We start from the raw sequence: 17,997 nt of genomic DNA, 5'->3' as shown, positions 1-17,997 counted from the left end.
TTAAGAAAAATGTCTATCGACGTACCTTCAAAGAAGACAGACCGCGATTAGCTGAAGTTTTTCTTGCGATTATAGAATGGTTCAGCTTTCGCTGAAATTTATAAATTCTATAATCTTAAGAAAAACGTCTATCGACGTACCTTCAAAGAAGACAGACCGCGTTTAGCTGAAGTTTTTCTTGCGATTATAGAATGGTTCAGCTTTCGCTGAAATTTATAAATTCTATAATCTTCAAAAAATAGCTGGTACAAACAAAAGAGGGCACGCCCCCTTCCGGGCGTGCCCTCTTTCTATGTTGCCGTCATTATTCTTTGATCAAAGACAGAAACTCCGCTCTCGACGCCGGGTCTTCACGGAAAATGCCGCGTACGCCGGAGGTCACCGTCTTGCTGCCCGGCTTCTTCACGCCCCGCGAACACATGCACAGATGCTCGCCTTCCACGACGACCATCACACCATGCGGCTGCAGCACATCGACCATAATGTCGGCTATCTGGGACGTAATCCGCTCCTGTACCTGCAGACGGCGGGTGACCGCCTCGACCAACCGGGCCAACTTGCTGAGTCCGGCAATTTTCCCGCTCGGAATGTAGCCGATATGGACCTTGCCGAAAAACGGCGCCATATGATGCTCGCATTGGCTGTAATACACGATATCCTTGACGATCACCAGTTCCTCATGATTTTCGTCAAAGGTCACGCCCAGCACATCACGCGGGTCTACCTCATATCCGGCAAAAATTTCCTCATACATCCGGGTAACGCGGGCGGGTGTCTCTAGAAGCCCTTCCCGCTCGGGATTTTCACCGATCAGCTTCAAAATTTGCTCGATATGGTACTCGATCTTCTCGCGGTTTTCACCAACCCGCGTGTTCACGTAATCTTTAACGCCAGCCACAGCACTTCCTCCTATCGCTACCCCCTGCTTCTCTGTAGACGTTCTATGCTGAGGGGATTATTTCTTCTTGCGGCCTTGACCTTGTGCCGGGCCCTTCTTGCCGGAAAACTGCTGATTTTTCATCATCTGCTGCGCTTTCTGCATCTGGCGCCCGTTCAGGTTGTAACCCATTTGCTTGGCCATCTTTTGAAGCATTTGCGGGTCATTTTGCATTTTTTCCATTTGCTTGCGCAGATAATACACGCCGATAAAAAACCCGCCGACCAAGCCGACGATCAGCGTAATAATTGGAATTACATATTGCATATTCCGCCACCCCTATAAGTATAAATCGATTCCTTGCGCGTGCCTGAGCAGCACGAACCTATCATAGCATGTCCAAATGCGGCTCGCAAATGAATTCTAGGCCAATACAGCCTCGATAAATACGGTCGTTTCCTGCGCCAAATCCAGCTCTTTAATATCCAAATGACCCGCTTCGCCGCGCACGATCCGGACGACCGGACGTCCCGGCAGCCCCCGGTGCTGACGGACGACAAGCCCCGTCTCCTTGTTCGACAGCCTGACGGCCGTCCCGTTGGGATAGATCGACACCATCCTCGTAAACTGGACCAGCACGCCGTGGTCGAGCTGCTTTTCCGACATGGCCATCATTTGCTCGCAAGCTTCATGCGGCATCAGCCTCCGGCCCGAAGGCTTCAGCGGATGAATCATCCGGTCGTAAGCGTCCGCAGCGGCGACGATTTTGGCATATAAATGAATCTCGTCTCCGGTCAGTCCCCGGGGAATGCCCAAGCCGTCTACCCGCTCATGATGCTGAAGGGCGACGTGGGCGATCAGCAGGCCGAACTCCCTTTTGTTCTTGAGCTTCTCGAAACCGCGCCAGGTGTGATGGCTCTTGGAATCCGGGAACAGCTCGTCTCCCTCCCGCATGCCGTTCTTGCCGATATCATGCAGCAGGGCGCCCGTAGCGAGCTCTTTGACCTGCTGATAATTCAGGCCCATATTGACGCCCATTACCGTGGACAGCAAGCATACATTCATCGCGTGAACATACTGGGCGTTGTCTGCGGTCCGGACATCCGTAAGCTGCACGAGCAGCTCCTTGTTATCCATCACGTCCTCGAGGAGATGGTCCACACTCGCGCCGATCAGCTGGGTGTTCCATTCCTTCCCGGACCGCACCGCTTCAAAAGCGTCACTCATCTCCTGAATCAAGCCCTGTTTGGTTGCCTCGCTGAGAATGTCCTCCGTCTCCACGTCCGCGTACAGCGGATCCTGGATGTAGAGCATCGTGACCCCGATTCGGTTCAGCGTACTGATCATATACACGGTAAGCTGGACTCCCGCCGACAGCAGTACCGTCCCATTCCCGGAATAGATGGTTTTCCCCAAAAATTGCCCGGGCTCCACACTTTCAATGCCTACATACCTCATGAACGTTCCCCCGATTGGTTACTTAATCGGCCCATCCCTTTCTTTCGGGCAGGGAGTTCTCCAAGGTCAAGAGATGGCGCTTGATCTCCATCCCTCCGCCATATCCTACGAGACTGCCGTCGGCGCCGATCACCCGGTGACACGGGACGATCAGCGGTACGGGATTTTTGTTGTTGGCTCCGCCGACGGCACGGACGGCCTTCGGTCTGCCAATCGCATTTGCGATATCTGCATAGGATCGGATCTCTCCATAAGGAATATCGGCAAGCGAGCTCCAAACCTGAAGCTGGAACGGCGTTCCCCGCATATCCAGCTGCACGTCGAACGTCTTGCGTTCCCCGGCAAAGTACTCACCCAGCTGGCGCTTCGCCTCTGCCAAACGCTCGTCGTCCTGAACGAAATCACCGCCGCCGCACCAGGTGCGGGACCATTTCTGGAGAACCGCCTCCTTGACGTTAAACGGTCCGAACTCGATCAGGCACAGCCCTTTCTCCGTTGCGCACAGCGTCAGCGGGCCGATCGGAGAAATCATCTCCGAATAATAGACCGTTTCCTTCTCGCCTCCCAAACCGGGAGAAAAATCATCCGCAGCCATTTCGGCATCTGCGGGTTGTCCGCTTCCAGCGGGCTGAAGCTTTTCCTGCGCTTCGCTCATCATGTCTATCACCTTCTCGTCTTGTTCTGAAGCCAGACCTTTATTCAGCCAATTCAAAGCTTCTTCCCCTCCTATCCGGCCCAAAGACCACGCTGCGGCACCCCGCAGTTCCGGTCTTGGGTCTTCCAGCAGCACCCGGCCGAGGCGGGGCACCGCCGATGTATCCTTGAAGTTGCCGAGCGCAATCACGGCGTTGCGCTGAATCGGCTTGCGGCCGCGCCAGGCGGCTGCGCTTTCCCCAAACTTCTCCTTGAACTCCTTATTGCTCAGATCCAGAATAGGCAGCAGCAGCGGCTTGTCCTTCTCGGGATCCGGCAGCAGATAATCATGATGCGTCCAGTTCTTCCCCTTGTTCTTTGGACAGATGACCTGGCAGGTATCGCATCCATACAGCCGGTTGCCGATCTTGCGCATCACCTCGTCCTCCAGAAAGCCCTTGGTCTGGGTCAAAAAGGAGATGCACCGCTGCGCATTGAGCTGGCCGGGGCCGACCAGCGCTCCCGTCGGGCATGCGTCGATGCACATCGTGCAGTCGCCGCAGTCCTCCGTGACGGGCGTATCCGGCGGAAACGGAATGTTGGTGACCATCTCCCCGAGGTAGATCCATGAGCCCCATTTGGGCGAAATGATGCAGCAGTTCTTCGCGCTGAAGCCGATGCCGGCCCGCTCCGAAACCGCCCGGTCCACCAATGCCCCGGTATCCACCATGCTCTCCATCACCGCATCCGGCACCCGCTCCCGGATGAACGCCTCAAGCTTGCCCATAGCGTCCCGCAGCACCTGATGGTAATCCCGCCCCCACGCGGAACGGGCAAGGATTCCCCGGTATTGTCCGGGCACCTGCTTGGGCTTGTGTTCCATTTTGGATGGATAGGCTACGGCGATAGCAATGAGGGAGGCAGGCTGTGCATCGGGGAGTGCCGGGGTGACGCGTTTGTCCAGATCCGGCTCTTCAAAGCCGGATTCGTAACCAAGCTTGCGGTGGTTCTCGAGAATCGATTTCAGAGAGACAAACGGGTCAGCCGAAGCAAAACCGATATCGTCAATGCCGAACCCGGCCGCAGCCTCTTTAATGTCTTGTTTCAGCTGCTCCCACGGCGAAGCCGAAGGAGCGTACGCAGCCTGTGGTTTACCTGATGTCATTTCTCCTTGCGGCCTCCTTTCCGTTAAGAGTCGTTCCATAATGTCTTACAGCGATCTCGCTTTGGACAACGGCCAGAAAATAAATTCAGCCCGCCCCACGATGGCGCTCGCTTCCACGCTGCCGAAGGAACGGCTGTCCCGGCTTGCGCCGGCATGCCGGTTGTCCCCCATCACAAAATAGTGATCCTTGTCCAGCTTGACCGGGCCGAAATCCGCATCCTGAATTTCCACCTCGGTGTAAGGCTCGCTCTGCTCCTTACCGTTCACGTATAGCTTGTGGCTCTTCACTTCCACGGTGTCACCCGGCACGCCGATGATCCGCTTTACCAGAAATTCCTTTTTCTCCGGACCGTTGCTCGGATCGCGAAGCACGACGACCTCGCCATGCTTCGGTGCGGTAAAATCATATACGATCTTATCGACAAACAGCCGTTCCTGCTCTACAAGCGTCGGCTGCATCGACTGCCCGCGGACCATGGACAGATTAAAAACGAATAAATTCAGCAGCATCATAATGACAAATGCGATAACCAGTGTTTTGGCCCAGTCCCAAAATTCGGACAGCCAGCCGCGCTTGCCTGCCTGCTCTCCCGGCGTTGTAACCGGAACCGGCTCGGGGCGGCCTTGCTCCCGCTGATCGACTTGATTCATGCTACACCTCATTTTTATGACAAATTCCCATATATACAGAAAAGCATATCTTCGGGCCTTTTGCAACGCCACAAAGATATGCTCAAGTATAGTAAATATTGCTTATTAACGATATGGATGTAGGTTTTCTCCATAATACCAAAGGGTCGTTATCTCTATTGCGGCGCGACAATGCTGAGTTTCTGGAATGCCTGCAGCACCTTGTTGGCCCCGTAGCCCATCGCCTCATACAGAGGCATCGCGGCCTTGTTATGCTCGTCTCCTGCAATCATAATTCCGCTGACCTTACGCTGCTGGAACCGGCCTTCCATCATGGTGACCAGTGCCTTGCCAATTCCCTTGCGGCGGTAATCCGGATGGATGGCAATACGATAGTAGAAGCCGTGGTTATGCTCGATCGTGCCGATCAGGGCACCGACGATCTGTTCATCCTCTTCTGCAACCATAATCAGGTCAGAATCCCAGTAGAGCTGCCTGGAGAAAGGTTCGATCGTATTCTCGTAGCATTCTTCGGATAACGCGATTTGCAGCAGCTCGTTGACACGAGTCGCATCACTTAACTGAAAGGAACGAACATGCATGTTTAAATCTCCCTTTTCGTTAGCTTTATAGGATTAAGGGGATTTTCAGGGAAAACAAAAAAACCCTCTAATCCAAGGTATAGTATTACGACAAAAACCGTGAAAATCCTTCTTTATCATCCATTAAACCATAGTTTACTTTAAAAAACACGCGTTTTCTTTTGAAAGCGCTTTATGGCAAGCGTTTTCATTCTATCATCTGTAAATTTCCCATATAATGGACTAGTTTTGCGGCATAATCCTTCGGGATTTGGGTAAAGGATAACAAATGCGTCTTTCGACGTGCCTTCATGGAATCCAAAAAAGTTTTTTTTCTCGCGATGAAAGAATGGCACTTCCCGCCTGGATCATTTGAGGTTCTCACTGGAAAAGGCTGCGGTTAAGTCCGTTCCAATACAGCTGGCAAGCCCGCCTCAGGATTAATTCGACTTTGTAAACATAAATGTTGATTTAATCGAAAAAATACGGTTTAATAGAAATGGAATCACGTTCCATGCTACATACCTATGCCGATAAAGGGCTCTTTTGGACAACAAAAGCGTTCCTTTATTCATATGAATCAACCGCCTGCGTTGATTCTACCCAAAAAAACATTAACAGGAGGTATTTATTATGGCATTTCAATTACCACCACTTCCATACCCGAATGATGCGCTCGAGCCGCACATCGACGCTCAAACGATGGAAATCCATCACGACCGTCACCATAACACTTATGTAACGAACCTGAACGCGGCTCTGGAAAATGCTCCTGAACTGCAAAACAAAAGCCTTGAAGAGCTGATCTCCAACCTGGACAGCGTACCTGAGAACATCCGTACAGCCGTTCGCAACAACGGCGGCGGACACGCTAACCACTCCCTCTTCTGGGAAATCATCGCCCCTAAAGGCGGAGACAAGCCAAACGGCCTTCTGGCTCAAGCGATCGACAGCGAGCTTGGCGGCTTGGACAAATTCAAGGAAGAATTCACCAAAGCGGCTACAACCCGTTTCGGCAGCGGCTGGGCATGGCTCGTCGTGGACAAGAACGGCAAACTGGCTGTAACTAGCACGCCTAACCAAGACAACCCGCTGATGGAAGGTCAAACACCGGTCCTCGGTCTGGACGTTTGGGAGCATGCTTACTACCTGAAATACCAAAACAAACGCCCTGACTACATCGCAGCGTTCTGGAACGTTCTGAACTGGGATGTTGTCAGCAAACGTTACCAGGAAATCGTACAGCCGTAAGCTGTACCTTCCCGGAAATAAAGGGGCTGCCCCCAAGAACTGCATTGCAGTTTCTTGAGGGGCAGCCCCTTTTGCTTGTCTCTCAGCGAGTTGATTCCCGGCTGGAGAACAGCACGCTTTGGTTAACATTTTAAATGATTAATCGGATGAATGTTTGAAATAGTTCTGTAAAATTTTTAAAAACACATTGGGAAAGGCGTAATGCTGCATATCCTGCTCATCGATCCATCGGTACTCCGTCTGGACGGACGGCTCGCCGCTGTCCCCGGCCGCGTACATCGCCTTCAGCTCGGCTGCCTGCGGCAGGTCCTCTTCGCGGCAGCGGTAGACCTGCAGGTTCCAGTGAATATGGCTGAAGGTATGCTCCGCGTCCGTTAAATGCGCGATCGGCCGCGCAGCGATTCCTTCCTCGAGCAGCGCCCCGGCGAGGATATCCATCGCCGGCTCGTCCGGCAGACGCCCACTGCGCGCCGCCGGCGTCTGCAAATGCGGCAGCTCCCACATGCGGGCGAGCAGCCCTTCCTGCGGACGCTGGCGGATCAGAACGCGGCCGCTATGATCGCCGCGGCCCTCCACGAGGGCCACCACCCGGTACTCGGGCCGCGGCGGCTTCGCCTTGGTCTTGATCGGCAGCTGCTCCTCCTTGCCTTCCTGCCTGGCGGAGCAGTGCTCCATCACCGGGCAGGTCAGGCAGTGCGGCGACTTGGGCGTGCACACCAAGGCGCCCAGCTCCATGAGCGCCTGGTTGAAGTCCGATGCCCGGCCGTCCGGGATCAGCTCCACGACCAGGCTTTCCATAAAAGCGCGGGTGCTTCCCTTCATGATATCTTCCTCAATCAGGAAGTATCGCGACAGCACCCGCATCACATTGCCGTCAACGGCCGGTTCCGGCTTGTTGAAGGCAATGCTAAGTATCGCGCCGGCCGTATACGGGCCGACCCCCTTTAAGGCGAACACGGACGCCTTGTCGTCCGGCACTATACCGCCGTGCAGCTCCTTCACCTGCTTGGCCGCAGCCTGCAAATTGCGCGCCCGGGAGTAATACCCCAGGCCTTCCCAGCATTTGAGCACATCCTGCTCAGGGGCGTCGGCCAGGTCCTCCACCGTCGGAAACCGCTCGATGAACCGGTTGAAGAACGGAATGACCGTGTCCACCCGCGTTTGCTGCAGCATAATTTCCGACACCCAAATATAGTAGGGATTGCGGTGGCGCCGCCACGGCAAATCCCGTTTATGCTTGTCGTACCATTCCAGCAGGTTGATGCTGAAATGCCGTTTCTGCTCCATTGAACTTATCGAACTGCTCATGAGGTCCTTCATACCTTTCTGGCTGGCTTGATCATGAGCCGGCCTATTCCCGCTTCTCTACAACAGCGAAGGCGGAAGCCAGCTCGGTCTGGTGGGAGATCGATAGATGGATTACATATTCCGGCTCGCCCGGCAGCTCGAGGCGCTCCCAAGCCTGCTCGTTCAGCACCACGACGGGTTTGCCGCTCTCATCGGGAAGCACTTCCATGTCCACAAAGCCGATTACCCCGCCGATGCCGCAGCCAAAGGCTTTGGAGATAGCCTCCTTTGCGGCGAAGCGCCCGGCGACAAACTCGGTCAGGTTTCCGCCGCGTTTCTTGGCTTCCTCCCTTTCACGGGCCGTCAGCACCCGCTCCATAAAACGGAAGCCCTGACGGCTGCCGAGAAGCAGCCCAACCCGCTTGATTTCCAGCACATCGTGCCCGATTCCGTAAATCAATGCCCCGCACCTTCCCTTCCATGACATACAAATCCTATTGTAACAGGTGCACGTCCCAAAAACGAGCCGCTTGTGAAGAGGCGGCTTTTACCAGCTGTTCTTCCTGGAACGATCCCCGGCAATACCTCAAAAGCTGTAGCGCACACGAAAAATGCGGAGCCCTTCGCCAGGCTCCGCATTCTTGTTACCGTCTACGATTATACGGTGCTCCGCGCCAGCAGCCGCGCACCGTATCCCTCCAGCTTGATGCTTCCGGCGGCGGGCTCGCCGCCAAGCAGATCGCGGTATTCCCGCTCATCCAGATCCACTTGCTTGTCCTCACCCGTGAAGTTCAGGACAAACACATAGTCCGTGCTGCCGTCCGACCTAAGCTGGACCGTAACTCCTTGCGGAAGCTCGGTATCCAGCACCGGGCTGACCCCCGCTTCCCGAATAAGGCGGGCATAGAAATCGCCGTAGAACGGCTCCTTCGCGCGTGAGGCAAGGTAATAGGCCTTGCCTTGTCCGAACGAATGTACCGTCAGCACCGGACGCCCCGCGTAAAAATCGTCACCGTACTCCGCCAGCACCTGGGCGCCTTCAGGATGAATCAGGTCGCACAGGTCGTACAGCTCATAATCGCCTTCGAGGCCCAGGCCGTTGTTCTGGACGGGGATCATCCGGTTGAGCTCGCCCTCATGCAGGCCGTCGATCTCTTCGGACCAGATGCCGAGCGTCTTGCGAAGCGGTCCAGGGAATCCGCCCAGATGGCAGAGGTCGCTCTCATTGACGATGCCGGACCAGTAGGTCGCCACCAAGGTGCCTCCGCTGGCCACAAACGCCTCCAGCGCGGCACCGGCTTCCGCCGTGCACAAATACATCATCGGGGCGACAATCAGCTTATACCGGGAGAAGTCGTCGCCCGAACCGATGACATCCACGGGCACGCCCATGTTCCAGAAGGCGCGGTAATGCTGCATCACCGTTCCTTCGTAGTCAATTCCCCGGTTCAGCGGCCCCTGAGAATCTTTCACGGCCCAGCGGTTGTCCCAATCCGCGATAATGGCCGTCTCCGCTGGCACCCCGGAACCGGTCACCACGGCGATTTGCTCCAGCAGGCCGCCCAGCCGGGCTACATCCTGGAACACCCGCGTGTGCTCGTGCCCGGCGTGGTCGACGACGGCGCCGTGAAACTTCTCGCTGGAGCCGCGGCTCTTGCGCCATTGAAAATACTGCACGGTGTCCGAGCCATGAGCTACAGCCTGCAGCGAGGAGAGCAGATGCATGCCCGGGCGCTTCAGCTTGCTGACCGGCTGCCAGTTCGTCAGGCTCGGCGTGCTCTCCATCAGCATGAACGGCTGCCCGCCTTTCAGTGAACGAAACAGATCGTGGTTAAAGGAGAACCAGGATGCGAGCTTGCCCGGGTCCTGCTTGTCATGCCACGTCGGATAGGCGTCCCAGGAGATGACGTTCAGGATATCCGCGAATTTGCGGTAATCCAGCCCTTCGAACCAGTCCATCATATTCGTGGTCGCAGGAAGGTCCGGCCGGATCGCCTTGAGCGGAGCAATTTCCTGTTTGCAGAAGTCCACGGTTTGGTCCGTGACGAACCTTCTCCAGTCCAGATTGTGGCCGTGGACCATCTTTTCCCCGTGCCGGGCGGGAGATTCGATCTGGGACCAGTCCGTATACGTATGGCTCCAGAACGACGTCCACCAAGCCTGATTCAAAGCCTCCAGCGATCCGTAACGCGCCTTCAGCCACTCGCGGAACGCTTCCTGGCAGTAATTGCAGTGGCACTCTCCGCCGTATTCATTGGAAATATGCCAGCCGATCACGGCCGGATGGTTCGCATACCGCCCCGCCAGCTTCGTATTGATGATCCGGGTCTTCTCCCGGTATACGGGCGAAGAATAGCAGTGGTTATGGCGCCCGCCATGCAGATTGCGCACCCGGTTCTCCTCTACGCGCAGCACTTCGGGATACTTCTGCGACATCCATGCAGGCCTTGCGCCGCTGGGGGTTGCCAGCCATGCATAAATTCCGTTTGCTGCAAACCGGTCCAGCACCTGGTCAAGCCAATCGAACGTAAATACGCCTTCCTCCGGCTCCAGTGCAGCCCAGGCAAAAATGCCGATGGCCATCACGTTGCATTTGGCCAGCTTCATCAGCCGGATGTCCTCTTCAAGCACGTCCGGATCGTGCTGCCATTGGTCCGGGTTATAGTCGGCACCATGCATGAATCCTGAAATTTCAGGGCTGATCGGTGGATAGGATTTCTTCATATGAATACAAGCCTCTTTTCTGTTATGGGATATAAAGCGCCGGGAGCGGATAACCGTCATGATCAAACAGCGTCAGATTGCTCCAATTGTTGGCATGGCCGACAGACCACACCTGCTGCGACGGGATCCAGCACGGCTCCCAATAATAGAAGCCCAAGCCCCGGCCGTCCGGCGTGCGGCGGATGATGTCGGTTAGCGCTTTCAAATAAGCCTGCTGGCCTTCCGGCGAAACGGGGAACGCGGACGGCAATGCTTCATCATTCTCCACGATGAGGGGAAATCCTTCCCTAGTCCGAAAAGTCCAGGGGTAAGCCGTTTCCACGACGACGATGTCCCGCCCAAACCGCAGAGACAAATCCTGCAAATTCCGTTCGAGCTGCTCCAGCGGACCGTGCCACCATGGATAGTACGATAATCCGATCACGTCATGAGGAACCCCCTGCTCCTCCATCCGCTCAAAAAAGGTCAGGCTGCCTTCCGGATCCCCGCCGCGGTCGATGTGCAGCATCACCCGGACTGATCGGTCCACCGCCTGCACAGCGCTTGCACCGGATTTGAGAAGCCCGCACAAGCGGGCCCATGGCTCCTCATCCGCATCGGCCTCCGCTCTCGGATCCACCTTCGCATCCGGCCAGAGCATGCCGTTAGTAATCTCATTTCCGATCTGAACCAGATCCGGCAGGGCACCGCCGGCGCGCAGCACCGCCATCACTTCGTACGTATAATCGTAAACGGCCTGTTCCAGCGCCGCCCCGCGCAGTCCTTCCCAAGCGGCCGGCTTCCACTGGTTCGCCGGGTCGGCCCACTTGTCCGAGTAATGAAAATCCAGCAGCAGATGCATGCCGAGCTCCTTGACCCTTTTGGCCATTATCAGAGTCCGCTCCAGATTGCAGTAGCCTCCCGGCGGGTCGTTCCAGATCCGCAGCCGGATGGAGGTGGTGCCCCTGCGCTGTAAAAGCTCAAGAACGTCCACCTTGTCCGAGCCCTCATGAAACGTGCCTCCCCCCTGTTCGATCTCATCCAGGAAGGACACGTCCATGCCCTTGATCCACATCTTTTCGATTTCCATGCCCTGCCTCCTATTCCTTAACCGAGCCCATGACAAGGCCCTTGACGAAATATTTTTGCAAAAACGGATAAACCAGCAGCACCGGCACCGCGCCGATGAAGATCTGGGCGGCGTTGACCGTTTTCTGCGAGAGCAGCGCCACCTCTTTCGGATCAATGCTCATGGTGCTCATATCCTTCTGCACAATGACCGTCTGCAGGAAGGTCGCCAGCGGAAACTGCTTGGCATTGTTCAGATACAGCAGCCCGTCGAACCACGAGTTCCAGTGGAACACCATACTGAACAGGGCCAGCGTTGCGATCGAAGGAAGCGATACCGGCAGAAAAATCGAGAAGAGGGTGCGGAAATGCCCGGCACCGTCGATAAACGCCGCTTCCTCCAGCTCTTTCGGGATTCCCCGGAAAAAGTTCAGCAGCAATATCGTGAGATACACGTTGACCGCTCCTGGCAGAACGAGCACCCAGAAGGAGTTGATGAGATGCAGCTTCTGGATGACGATATAGAACGGCACCAGCCCGCCGCTGAAGATCATCGTGAACACGAACACCCAGGAGTACACGTTTCTCGCCCGGAAGACCGAAGCTTCCTTCGACAGCGGATAGGCCGCCAGAAAGGCCAGCAGCAGCGTGAGCGCGGTGCCCAGCACCGTTCGCTTTACCGAAACCCAAATGGAGTGCAGGAACACGGGGTTGTCGATCGTTTTTTTGTAGGCCTCCGTCGAGAACTGCACCGGCCAGAGGCCGACCAGATTGGCGTCCGCGGCCGACTTGGCGCTGAACGACACCGCCAGCACATGCAGCAGCGGAATGATGCACATCAGCGACAGGCACAGCAGCACCAGGGTATTGGCGACCGAAAATATGCGGTATGAAGCGGTTTTATGATACATCCTTCTGATATCCCCCTCTTAAAAAATCCGGTAGTTCGCCAGTTTGTAGGCCAGCCGGTACGAAATGAGGATCAGGATCATCGATATGACCGACTTGAACAGACCGATCGCTGTGCCAAGCCCCATCTCTCCGTTCAGAATCGCGGTACGGTACACAAACGTGTCGATGATATCCCCTTTCTGGTACACAAGCGGATTGTACAGGTTGAAAATTTGGTCAAAGCCCGCGTTCAAAATGTTGCCCAGCGCCAGCGTTCCGACGACCACTGCGATCGGCAGCATGGACGGAATCGTAATATGGAGCGTCTGCTTCCAGCGGGTTGCCCCGTCTACCTCCGCCGCTTCGTAAAGGGACGGGTTCACGTTCGCGAGCGCAGCCAGGAATACGATCGTGCCGAAGCCGAACTCCTTCCATACGTCCGAGGCAATGACGGTAAACCGGAACCAGTTGTTATCGCCAAGGAAAAAGATCGGCTGGATGCCGAACCAGGAGCTCAAGATGCGGTTCAGAAACCCGCCGTCCGTGGACAGAAAATCCAGCAGAATGCCGCCCAGAATGACCCATGACAAAAAGTGGGGCAAATAGACCAGCGTCTGCACGAAACGCTTGAAGAACGCCCTGCGCACCTCGTTGAGCAGCAGCGCAAACGTAAACGGCGCCAGCAGGTTCAGCACGATCTTGAGTGCGGAAATGATCAGCGTATTCCAGATCACCTCCATACTGTCCTGCCGTTCAAACAGCATGCGGAAGTTGTCCAGTCCAACCCACTCGGAGTGGGCAAAGCCCAGCCAGGGCTTGAAATTTTGAAAGGCCATGACGATCCCCGCCATCGGCACATAGCTGAAAATGACCAGAAACACCAGCGCCGGCAGCAGCATGACGTGCAGCGGCCAGGTTCTTTTTAGACGGTTCATAAAAGGTCGTTCCCCCTCTTGGAATGCCAATTTCTCTTTTGGTACCGTCATTATAGCAACCGCCCAAATGTCGTCGTAGCTCATAAAACCAACATAAATGGCACTATTGCAACCAATTGCAGGCATGAATTCGCGAAGGGCTTGTCCCTCTGCTGAGCCTTGCCTCCGCCAATGGAGAGTTCATGAAGCCAGGCCTGCCGACTACAAAAAAACCGGCAAAAATCAAATGATTGATTTTCACCGGTTTCCAGGCGACGGACTCTTCCATTGAAACGCCGATACAACGGAGTTACAGCGTATTGTGAGACGGTGATTCCCGCTCATCCATTCTGTTGTTATTGGGACTCCAGGCTGGCCGGGCTGTTGGCATGCGCCGCCTCGCTATGGGTGCCGGCTTCCTGCGTTTCGCGCTGTTCGAACATTCTGCCGATTTTCCAGCCGATGCCTATATTCAAAACCGCCATCGCTCCAAATAAAACCACATCACCCCAGGGCTCCGGCAGCAGCAGATCAGCAAGCAGCCACCCTCCGGTCATGGCAGCCCCCATCACTGCGCCCTTTACGGATGACCTTAAATTGATTTTTCCCATTCGACACACTCCCCCGCCTGATTCCTTATAATCTGAATCGACAAGCAATAGGCCTGCACGCCAAAGTTCTTTGTTTCCTGCCTTTTGTGATATATATGTCGTGGACAAAATCGAATATTCCCGAATAACCGTTAAAAAGCCCCTGGCTCCCTATCTGTATAAGCTCACTTCTTCCGTGACACAATAACGTAAGTTTAAAAACATACTCCGAAGGAAGGTAGCCTCAATGAGACAACAGTTAAGAATCGGTGTATTGATTGCAGGCATGTCTTTGATGCTGGCTGCTCCGGCCTTTGCTTATGGGGCGGCTGGAACGGCGCAAGACGGCGGAAATGGCGGCATGGGCACAGGTATGGGCACGGGGACCCTCGGAACCGAATCCACCGGTGGTTCGCATTACCGGGTGAACAATGTCGGAACGACATCCCACTATCATGTCAGCGTATATGGCACTGGAACAGGAAGCCAATACTTGAATACGAATTACGGAACGAACAACACCGGCCGGATGGGAACAAACAACTACACCGGATCCAATACGAATATGCTGACTGACAATAACCGAATCCGGACGAACGCAGCGACGGACACGAACCGCGGCGGAGGCTGGGGCTGGCTCGGACTGCTGGGTCTAATCGGATTAGCCGGCATGCGCAAAGGAAACCCGGAACGAGACCGCGGTTAGTTTGCCCAAGTGCATGGTCAGCCATCATAAAAATCCCTGACTTACTTCAAATGTAGGTCAGGGATTTTTAGTGCTTCGACTCCCGGTCGATCAATCAACAGCACATTCTGTTGTCTATCGCTATCTAAAATGTCCTATCCTAAATGGCTGTAGAGTGAGCCGGACGTTCATCATATTTAAAAGGGATATGTTTCGGATCTTCAGCGGCAGGCTGAACAAAACCGGCCGGAAGGGTATCGCCCCAAGTTAAGCGCCCCTCGACGAATTTGGACATCCGGGTCTCGAAAAAGGCCGGCCGCTGCTTCCACACCTTTTTGGCAACGGTCACGGTAAATTCCCCTCGCTTGTTCGGAATGGTGACGGAATAAGGGACATCCTTGGGCAAACTCAGTCCGACCAGCACTCCGGTGTACATCGCGCCAGACGATGTCCGGCTCACCAGATACGGTGGACGATCCGTGATGACCGTGCCCTCTTCCGGCAGTGTGATGTCGATCTCCACGCTTGTGTTCTCGGGCATCTTGAATACCCTGCCTTCCGGAAGCGTGTACCTCTTGGTGCCGATCGTGACCGACAGATTTGTTTCTTCATCCTCTGGCCAATAGAAAATGGAATATCTGCCGTCCTGATCGGTCGGCGTCGATTTCCCGAAGCCTTCGCCTTGATCCCGGTCAAACCAGACCACCGCGTTCTCGACCGGTCTGCCGTTCGCGTCTTTGACAACCCCGCCCATCCGGTATTTATCCACTTGAAAATAAGATACGACGTCACCGCTGCCGGCGATGACCCGTCCGTGAACCTGGACCTTGGATGCATCTTCAGGATCGTCTTCCACCTTCAGCACCTCAATCGGATAATTTACGCTGAGCATGGCCGAAGCAGTAAGAAGCCGCTTCGACATTTCCGGCGTTAGATGTTTCCCGGATACGGTGGCGTCCTTAAGGGAAGCGATACTGATTTTAGTCTCAGCCAGGAGGCTCTGGTCAACGGTCAGGGTGAACGATCCGTCCTTCCCTGTGGGAGCGTCAATTTGGCTCTGGCTCGTATGCACCGTGGCGCCGGCCACAGGCTGATTGTCGAGGAGCAGCCTGCCGTGAACGGAGGTCATATGGGACCCGTCCGACTTCCACTGCTTAAGCCGCAAGGACGGCGAATCAACCGTCAGCTGTACGCCTTGGTCCGCCGCTTGCGCCGATGCCGGAGCCTCCGAGGATACCGGCTTCGAGGGCAACCCGGCACATCCGGCAAGACATACCGTCATGATCAAAATGGACAGTCGCTGCAAATACCACATGGATTCGATTCCTCCCCTTTACTTTTGCGCAAATAAACAGGGGCAAAGCCATAGGCTCTGCCCCGCTTCATGAACCTTATTTTTTCTGGTGAGCGTTCGTGTCTTCCGCTGTACCCGCTTTGCCTTGGGTTTTATCGCCGCCAAGACCGAACACGAACACTTTCGGTTTGGGACCGCCGGATGTAAAGGCCATATATTGTTTGTCGTCGACGACGAAAATCGCCGGCGCTGCTTGAATGCTGCTGCCCGTCGTCTGGAAGGTCCAGATGACCTTGCCGCTTTTAATATCCAGGGCGTTGATCTTCCCGTCGAGCTCGCCGTAGAAAGCCAGTCCCGTCGTCGTGCTCGTAAAGCCTCCGCGCATCGGATCCTTCGTCTTGATTTGGTAGGCTTTTTTGCCGGTATTCACGTCCATCGCCGTGATGGTGCCGTACGGTACATCCTTCGCTGGCGCCGAGGTCGTCGTACCGAACGCGGCCGCTCCGGGCATGTCCGGTGTCGAGGCTTCCGTCTGGCTTTTCGCAGACTTGATGACGGCCCCCTGTTCCACGCCCGGAATCAGCACATAATTTGTTGCGGGATCATACGTTTCGGGAGCATAGTTCTCGCCTCCGAGCACGCCCGGGTACACGGTAACCCCCTCCGGTGTCGGCTTCGGATGATCGATCTTGGCAAAAGGAACCCCGTCCCAAACGACAGCTCCGGTCTTGGCGTCCCATGCATACCATTGTCCCGACTTCCCGCCCTGCACGACGATTTTTTGCTGCTTGCCTTTGACGGTGGCATTCAGGATCATCGGCGAAGCCGCGGCGTCATAATCCCAGAGGTCATGGCTGATTTCCTGCTTCGCCCAAATCAGCTTGCCCGTAGCAGCGTCGACGGCAACCACCGAGTCCGTGTGCGGATTGTCTCCCGGCCGGGATTCACCGTAAAAGTCAGGCGCCGGGTTGCCCACGGCAAAGTACATGATCCCTGTCTCCTCATCGATGGCCGGCGGGTTCCATACCGCGCCTCCGCCCTGGAACTTGCTGTTGGCGAGCCAGTCCTGGCCTTTAGGCGGGACCGTGTAGAAAGGAGAAGCCCAGGCCGGCGACAGGTCGCTCGCTTTATACGCGTTGACAAACCCGCGGATGCCGTTGTCCCCGCCGCTGCTGCCGATATAAATGTTGCCTTTGTAATACACAGGCGCGGTCGTTTCGTAATAACCGTTCTCCAGCGTCACACCTTTGATGGACTCGGAGATCGGCACCATTTTGATCAGCTTGCCGGTCTTCTGGTCCAGGGACACAATCTGATTGTCGACCGTCAGCATGAACACTTTGCCTTCCCCAACAGCGACGCCGCGGTTGGCAATGATCCCCGACTTGCTGAATGTCGCAGCTTGCTCTGCGGACGGCTTCCAGTGCCAGATTTGACTGCCGGTTGCGCCGTCGAAGGCGAATACCTGATTCCCGGCGGTCGTAATGTACACGATGCCGTCGACGAACACCGGATAGCACTGATTCCCGTTCTTGACGTCTTTGTCAAGCTCCTTCAGGTCCGCGCTCCAGATCACGCCCAGGTCCTTGACGTTGGCCGCGGTCACCTCTTTATAAGGGACATGGCGGGTATTTTTCAGATCGAATCCATAGGTGCCGAAGTTTTTAAAAGAGGTGCCCGTCACTTTTCCCGGCGTCGTGGAAGGTTTGTTTTCGTTTGTATTTTGCGCCGGAGCCGGTGTCGCTGCGTTATTGTTCTTATTCGTATTACAGCCGCTTAGAGCCAGGCTTGTGCTTAAAAGGGCTGCGCCAATCATCACGTGAGTTTTTCTCATGTTGGAACGATCTCCTCATTTTTTCATTAGAAGCGTTGTAACGTAATATTTCCAGCAAGACCAAAAATCATGCAGAAAAAATATACAGCCCTTCGTACATACACCTGGTTTGCACCCAAGCAGCATTTCCGGCTGA

At 55.3% G+C, this 17,997-nt stretch carries 17 protein-coding genes; 2 read left to right on the top strand and 15 right to left on the bottom strand.

Going from position 1 to position 17,997, the window contains the following annotated elements:
* Positions 1-304 precede the first annotated feature (304 nt).
* From folE to K2F33_RS10475, 6 genes are all read right to left on the bottom strand, one after another.
* Positions 305-898 carry a GTP cyclohydrolase I FolE gene (folE, locus tag K2F33_RS10505; RefSeq protein WP_076175829.1) on the bottom strand — a complete coding sequence of 198 codons (594 nt, stop codon included), beginning with the start codon at positions 896-898 and terminating at the stop codon, positions 305-307.
* A gap of 57 nt (positions 899-955) precedes the next feature.
* Complete coding sequence (locus K2F33_RS10500; RefSeq protein ID WP_076175831.1) at positions 956-1,204, bottom strand: YneF family protein; 249 nt, start codon at positions 1,202-1,204, stop codon at positions 956-958.
* A gap of 96 nt (positions 1,205-1,300) precedes the next feature.
* Positions 1,301-2,335 carry an HD-GYP domain-containing protein gene (locus K2F33_RS10495; protein WP_076175834.1) on the bottom strand — a complete coding sequence of 345 codons (1,035 nt, stop codon included), beginning with the start codon at positions 2,333-2,335 and terminating at the stop codon, positions 1,301-1,303.
* A 22-nt stretch (positions 2,336-2,357) separates the two neighbouring features.
* On the bottom strand, positions 2,358-4,133 hold the full coding sequence (queG, locus tag K2F33_RS33620) for a tRNA epoxyqueuosine(34) reductase QueG (RefSeq protein ID WP_076175836.1): 1,776 nt from the start codon (positions 4,131-4,133) through the stop codon (positions 2,358-2,360).
* A gap of 45 nt (positions 4,134-4,178) precedes the next feature.
* Positions 4,179-4,784 (bottom strand): signal peptidase I, encoded by a 606-nt coding sequence (lepB, locus tag K2F33_RS10480; protein WP_076175838.1) that lies wholly within the window; start codon positions 4,782-4,784, stop codon positions 4,179-4,181.
* A gap of 155 nt (positions 4,785-4,939) precedes the next feature.
* Positions 4,940-5,365 carry a GNAT family N-acetyltransferase gene (locus tag K2F33_RS10475; protein ID WP_076175840.1) on the bottom strand — a complete coding sequence of 142 codons (426 nt, stop codon included), beginning with the start codon at positions 5,363-5,365 and terminating at the stop codon, positions 4,940-4,942.
* A 612-nt stretch (positions 5,366-5,977) separates the two neighbouring features.
* Between K2F33_RS10475 and K2F33_RS10470 the strand changes: the two genes are divergently transcribed.
* On the top strand, positions 5,978-6,595 hold the full coding sequence (locus tag K2F33_RS10470; protein ID WP_076175842.1) for a superoxide dismutase: 618 nt from the start codon (positions 5,978-5,980) through the stop codon (positions 6,593-6,595).
* A 138-nt stretch (positions 6,596-6,733) separates the two neighbouring features.
* On the opposite strand, the gene mutY is transcribed toward K2F33_RS10470, so the two are convergent.
* The 7 genes from mutY to K2F33_RS10435 all read right to left on the bottom strand — a co-directional run bounded on the left by mutY (position 6,734) and on the right by K2F33_RS10435 (position 14,069).
* Positions 6,734-7,903: an A/G-specific adenine glycosylase gene (mutY, locus tag K2F33_RS10465; protein WP_263881604.1), complete on the bottom strand. Its 1,170-nt coding sequence runs from the start codon at positions 7,901-7,903 to the stop codon at positions 6,734-6,736.
* A gap of 43 nt (positions 7,904-7,946) precedes the next feature.
* Positions 7,947-8,342, bottom strand: coding sequence for a holo-ACP synthase (gene acpS / locus K2F33_RS10460; protein WP_076175844.1), 396 nt, complete (start codon positions 8,340-8,342; stop codon positions 7,947-7,949).
* A gap of 197 nt (positions 8,343-8,539) precedes the next feature.
* Complete coding sequence (locus tag K2F33_RS10455) at positions 8,540-10,606, bottom strand: beta-galactosidase (RefSeq protein ID WP_263881603.1); 2,067 nt, start codon at positions 10,604-10,606, stop codon at positions 8,540-8,542.
* Positions 10,607-10,628: 22 nt separating this feature from the next.
* Entirely contained in the window at positions 10,629-11,675 is a 1,047-nt protein-coding gene (locus tag K2F33_RS10450) for a glycoside hydrolase family 53 protein (protein ID WP_263881602.1), read from the bottom strand.
* Positions 11,676-11,685: 10 nt separating this feature from the next.
* Positions 11,686-12,564: a carbohydrate ABC transporter permease gene (locus K2F33_RS10445; RefSeq protein WP_076175851.1), complete on the bottom strand. Its 879-nt coding sequence runs from the start codon at positions 12,562-12,564 to the stop codon at positions 11,686-11,688.
* An 18-nt stretch (positions 12,565-12,582) separates the two neighbouring features.
* Positions 12,583-13,479 (bottom strand): ABC transporter permease, encoded by an 897-nt coding sequence (locus K2F33_RS10440; protein ID WP_263881601.1) that lies wholly within the window; start codon positions 13,477-13,479, stop codon positions 12,583-12,585.
* Positions 13,480-13,814: 335 nt separating this feature from the next.
* Positions 13,815-14,069: a hypothetical protein gene (locus K2F33_RS10435; RefSeq protein ID WP_263881600.1), complete on the bottom strand. Its 255-nt coding sequence runs from the start codon at positions 14,067-14,069 to the stop codon at positions 13,815-13,817.
* Positions 14,070-14,295: 226 nt separating this feature from the next.
* On the opposite strand from K2F33_RS10435, the gene K2F33_RS10430 reads away from it, so the two are divergent.
* On the top strand, positions 14,296-14,754 hold the full coding sequence (locus tag K2F33_RS10430; protein WP_084204206.1) for a WGxxGxxG family protein: 459 nt from the start codon (positions 14,296-14,298) through the stop codon (positions 14,752-14,754).
* Positions 14,755-14,893: 139 nt separating this feature from the next.
* On the opposite strand, the gene K2F33_RS10425 is transcribed toward K2F33_RS10430, so the two are convergent.
* Positions 14,894-16,048, bottom strand: a complete 1,155-nt coding sequence (locus K2F33_RS10425) for a carboxypeptidase-like regulatory domain-containing protein (RefSeq protein ID WP_076175857.1) — start codon at positions 16,046-16,048, stop codon at positions 14,894-14,896.
* Between the two features lie 76 nt (positions 16,049-16,124).
* Positions 16,125-17,861: a pyrroloquinoline quinone-dependent dehydrogenase gene (locus K2F33_RS10420; protein WP_212985102.1), complete on the bottom strand. Its 1,737-nt coding sequence runs from the start codon at positions 17,859-17,861 to the stop codon at positions 16,125-16,127.
* Positions 17,862-17,997 lie beyond the last annotated feature (136 nt).

Origin of the sequence: Paenibacillus sp. PSB04, from assembly GCF_025809195.1 — a bacterium.
In the GTDB taxonomy this organism is placed as follows: domain Bacteria; phylum Bacillota; class Bacilli; order Paenibacillales; family Paenibacillaceae; genus Paenibacillus_AQ; species Paenibacillus_AQ favisporus.
Note: the sequence above shows the minus strand (reverse complement) of the source record. Positions and strands in the feature narration are given on the sequence as shown.

Bases quoted from the DNA above. Each gene is read 5' to 3' on its own strand.
- mutY (WP_263881604.1), bottom strand. From the start codon at position 7,903: ATGAGCAGTTCGATAAGTTCAATGGAGCAGAAACGGCATTTCAGCATC.
- queG (WP_076175836.1), bottom strand. From the start codon at position 4,133: ATGACATCAGGTAAACCACAGGCTGCGTACGCTCCTTCGGCTTCGCCG.
- K2F33_RS10420 (WP_212985102.1), bottom strand. From the start codon at position 17,861: ATGAGAAAAACTCACGTGATGATTGGCGCAGCCCTTTTAAGCACAAGC.
- K2F33_RS10500 (WP_076175831.1), bottom strand. From the start codon at position 1,204: ATGCAATATGTAATTCCAATTATTACGCTGATCGTCGGCTTGGTCGGC.
- K2F33_RS10495 (WP_076175834.1), bottom strand. From the start codon at position 2,335: ATGAGGTATGTAGGCATTGAAAGTGTGGAGCCCGGGCAATTTTTGGGG.
- K2F33_RS10475 (WP_076175840.1), bottom strand. From the start codon at position 5,365: ATGCATGTTCGTTCCTTTCAGTTAAGTGATGCGACTCGTGTCAACGAG.
- K2F33_RS10440 (WP_263881601.1), bottom strand. From the start codon at position 13,479: ATGAACCGTCTAAAAAGAACCTGGCCGCTGCACGTCATGCTGCTGCCG.
- K2F33_RS10435 (WP_263881600.1), bottom strand. From the start codon at position 14,069: ATGGGAAAAATCAATTTAAGGTCATCCGTAAAGGGCGCAGTGATGGGG.
- K2F33_RS10425 (WP_076175857.1), bottom strand. From the start codon at position 16,048: ATGTGGTATTTGCAGCGACTGTCCATTTTGATCATGACGGTATGTCTT.
- K2F33_RS10470 (WP_076175842.1), top strand. From the start codon at position 5,978: ATGGCATTTCAATTACCACCACTTCCATACCCGAATGATGCGCTCGAG.
- K2F33_RS10450 (WP_263881602.1), bottom strand. From the start codon at position 11,675: ATGGAAATCGAAAAGATGTGGATCAAGGGCATGGACGTGTCCTTCCTG.
- K2F33_RS10455 (WP_263881603.1), bottom strand. From the start codon at position 10,606: ATGAAGAAATCCTATCCACCGATCAGCCCTGAAATTTCAGGATTCATG.
- K2F33_RS10445 (WP_076175851.1), bottom strand. From the start codon at position 12,564: ATGTATCATAAAACCGCTTCATACCGCATATTTTCGGTCGCCAATACC.
- lepB (WP_076175838.1), bottom strand. From the start codon at position 4,784: ATGAATCAAGTCGATCAGCGGGAGCAAGGCCGCCCCGAGCCGGTTCCG.
- K2F33_RS10430 (WP_084204206.1), top strand. From the start codon at position 14,296: ATGAGACAACAGTTAAGAATCGGTGTATTGATTGCAGGCATGTCTTTG.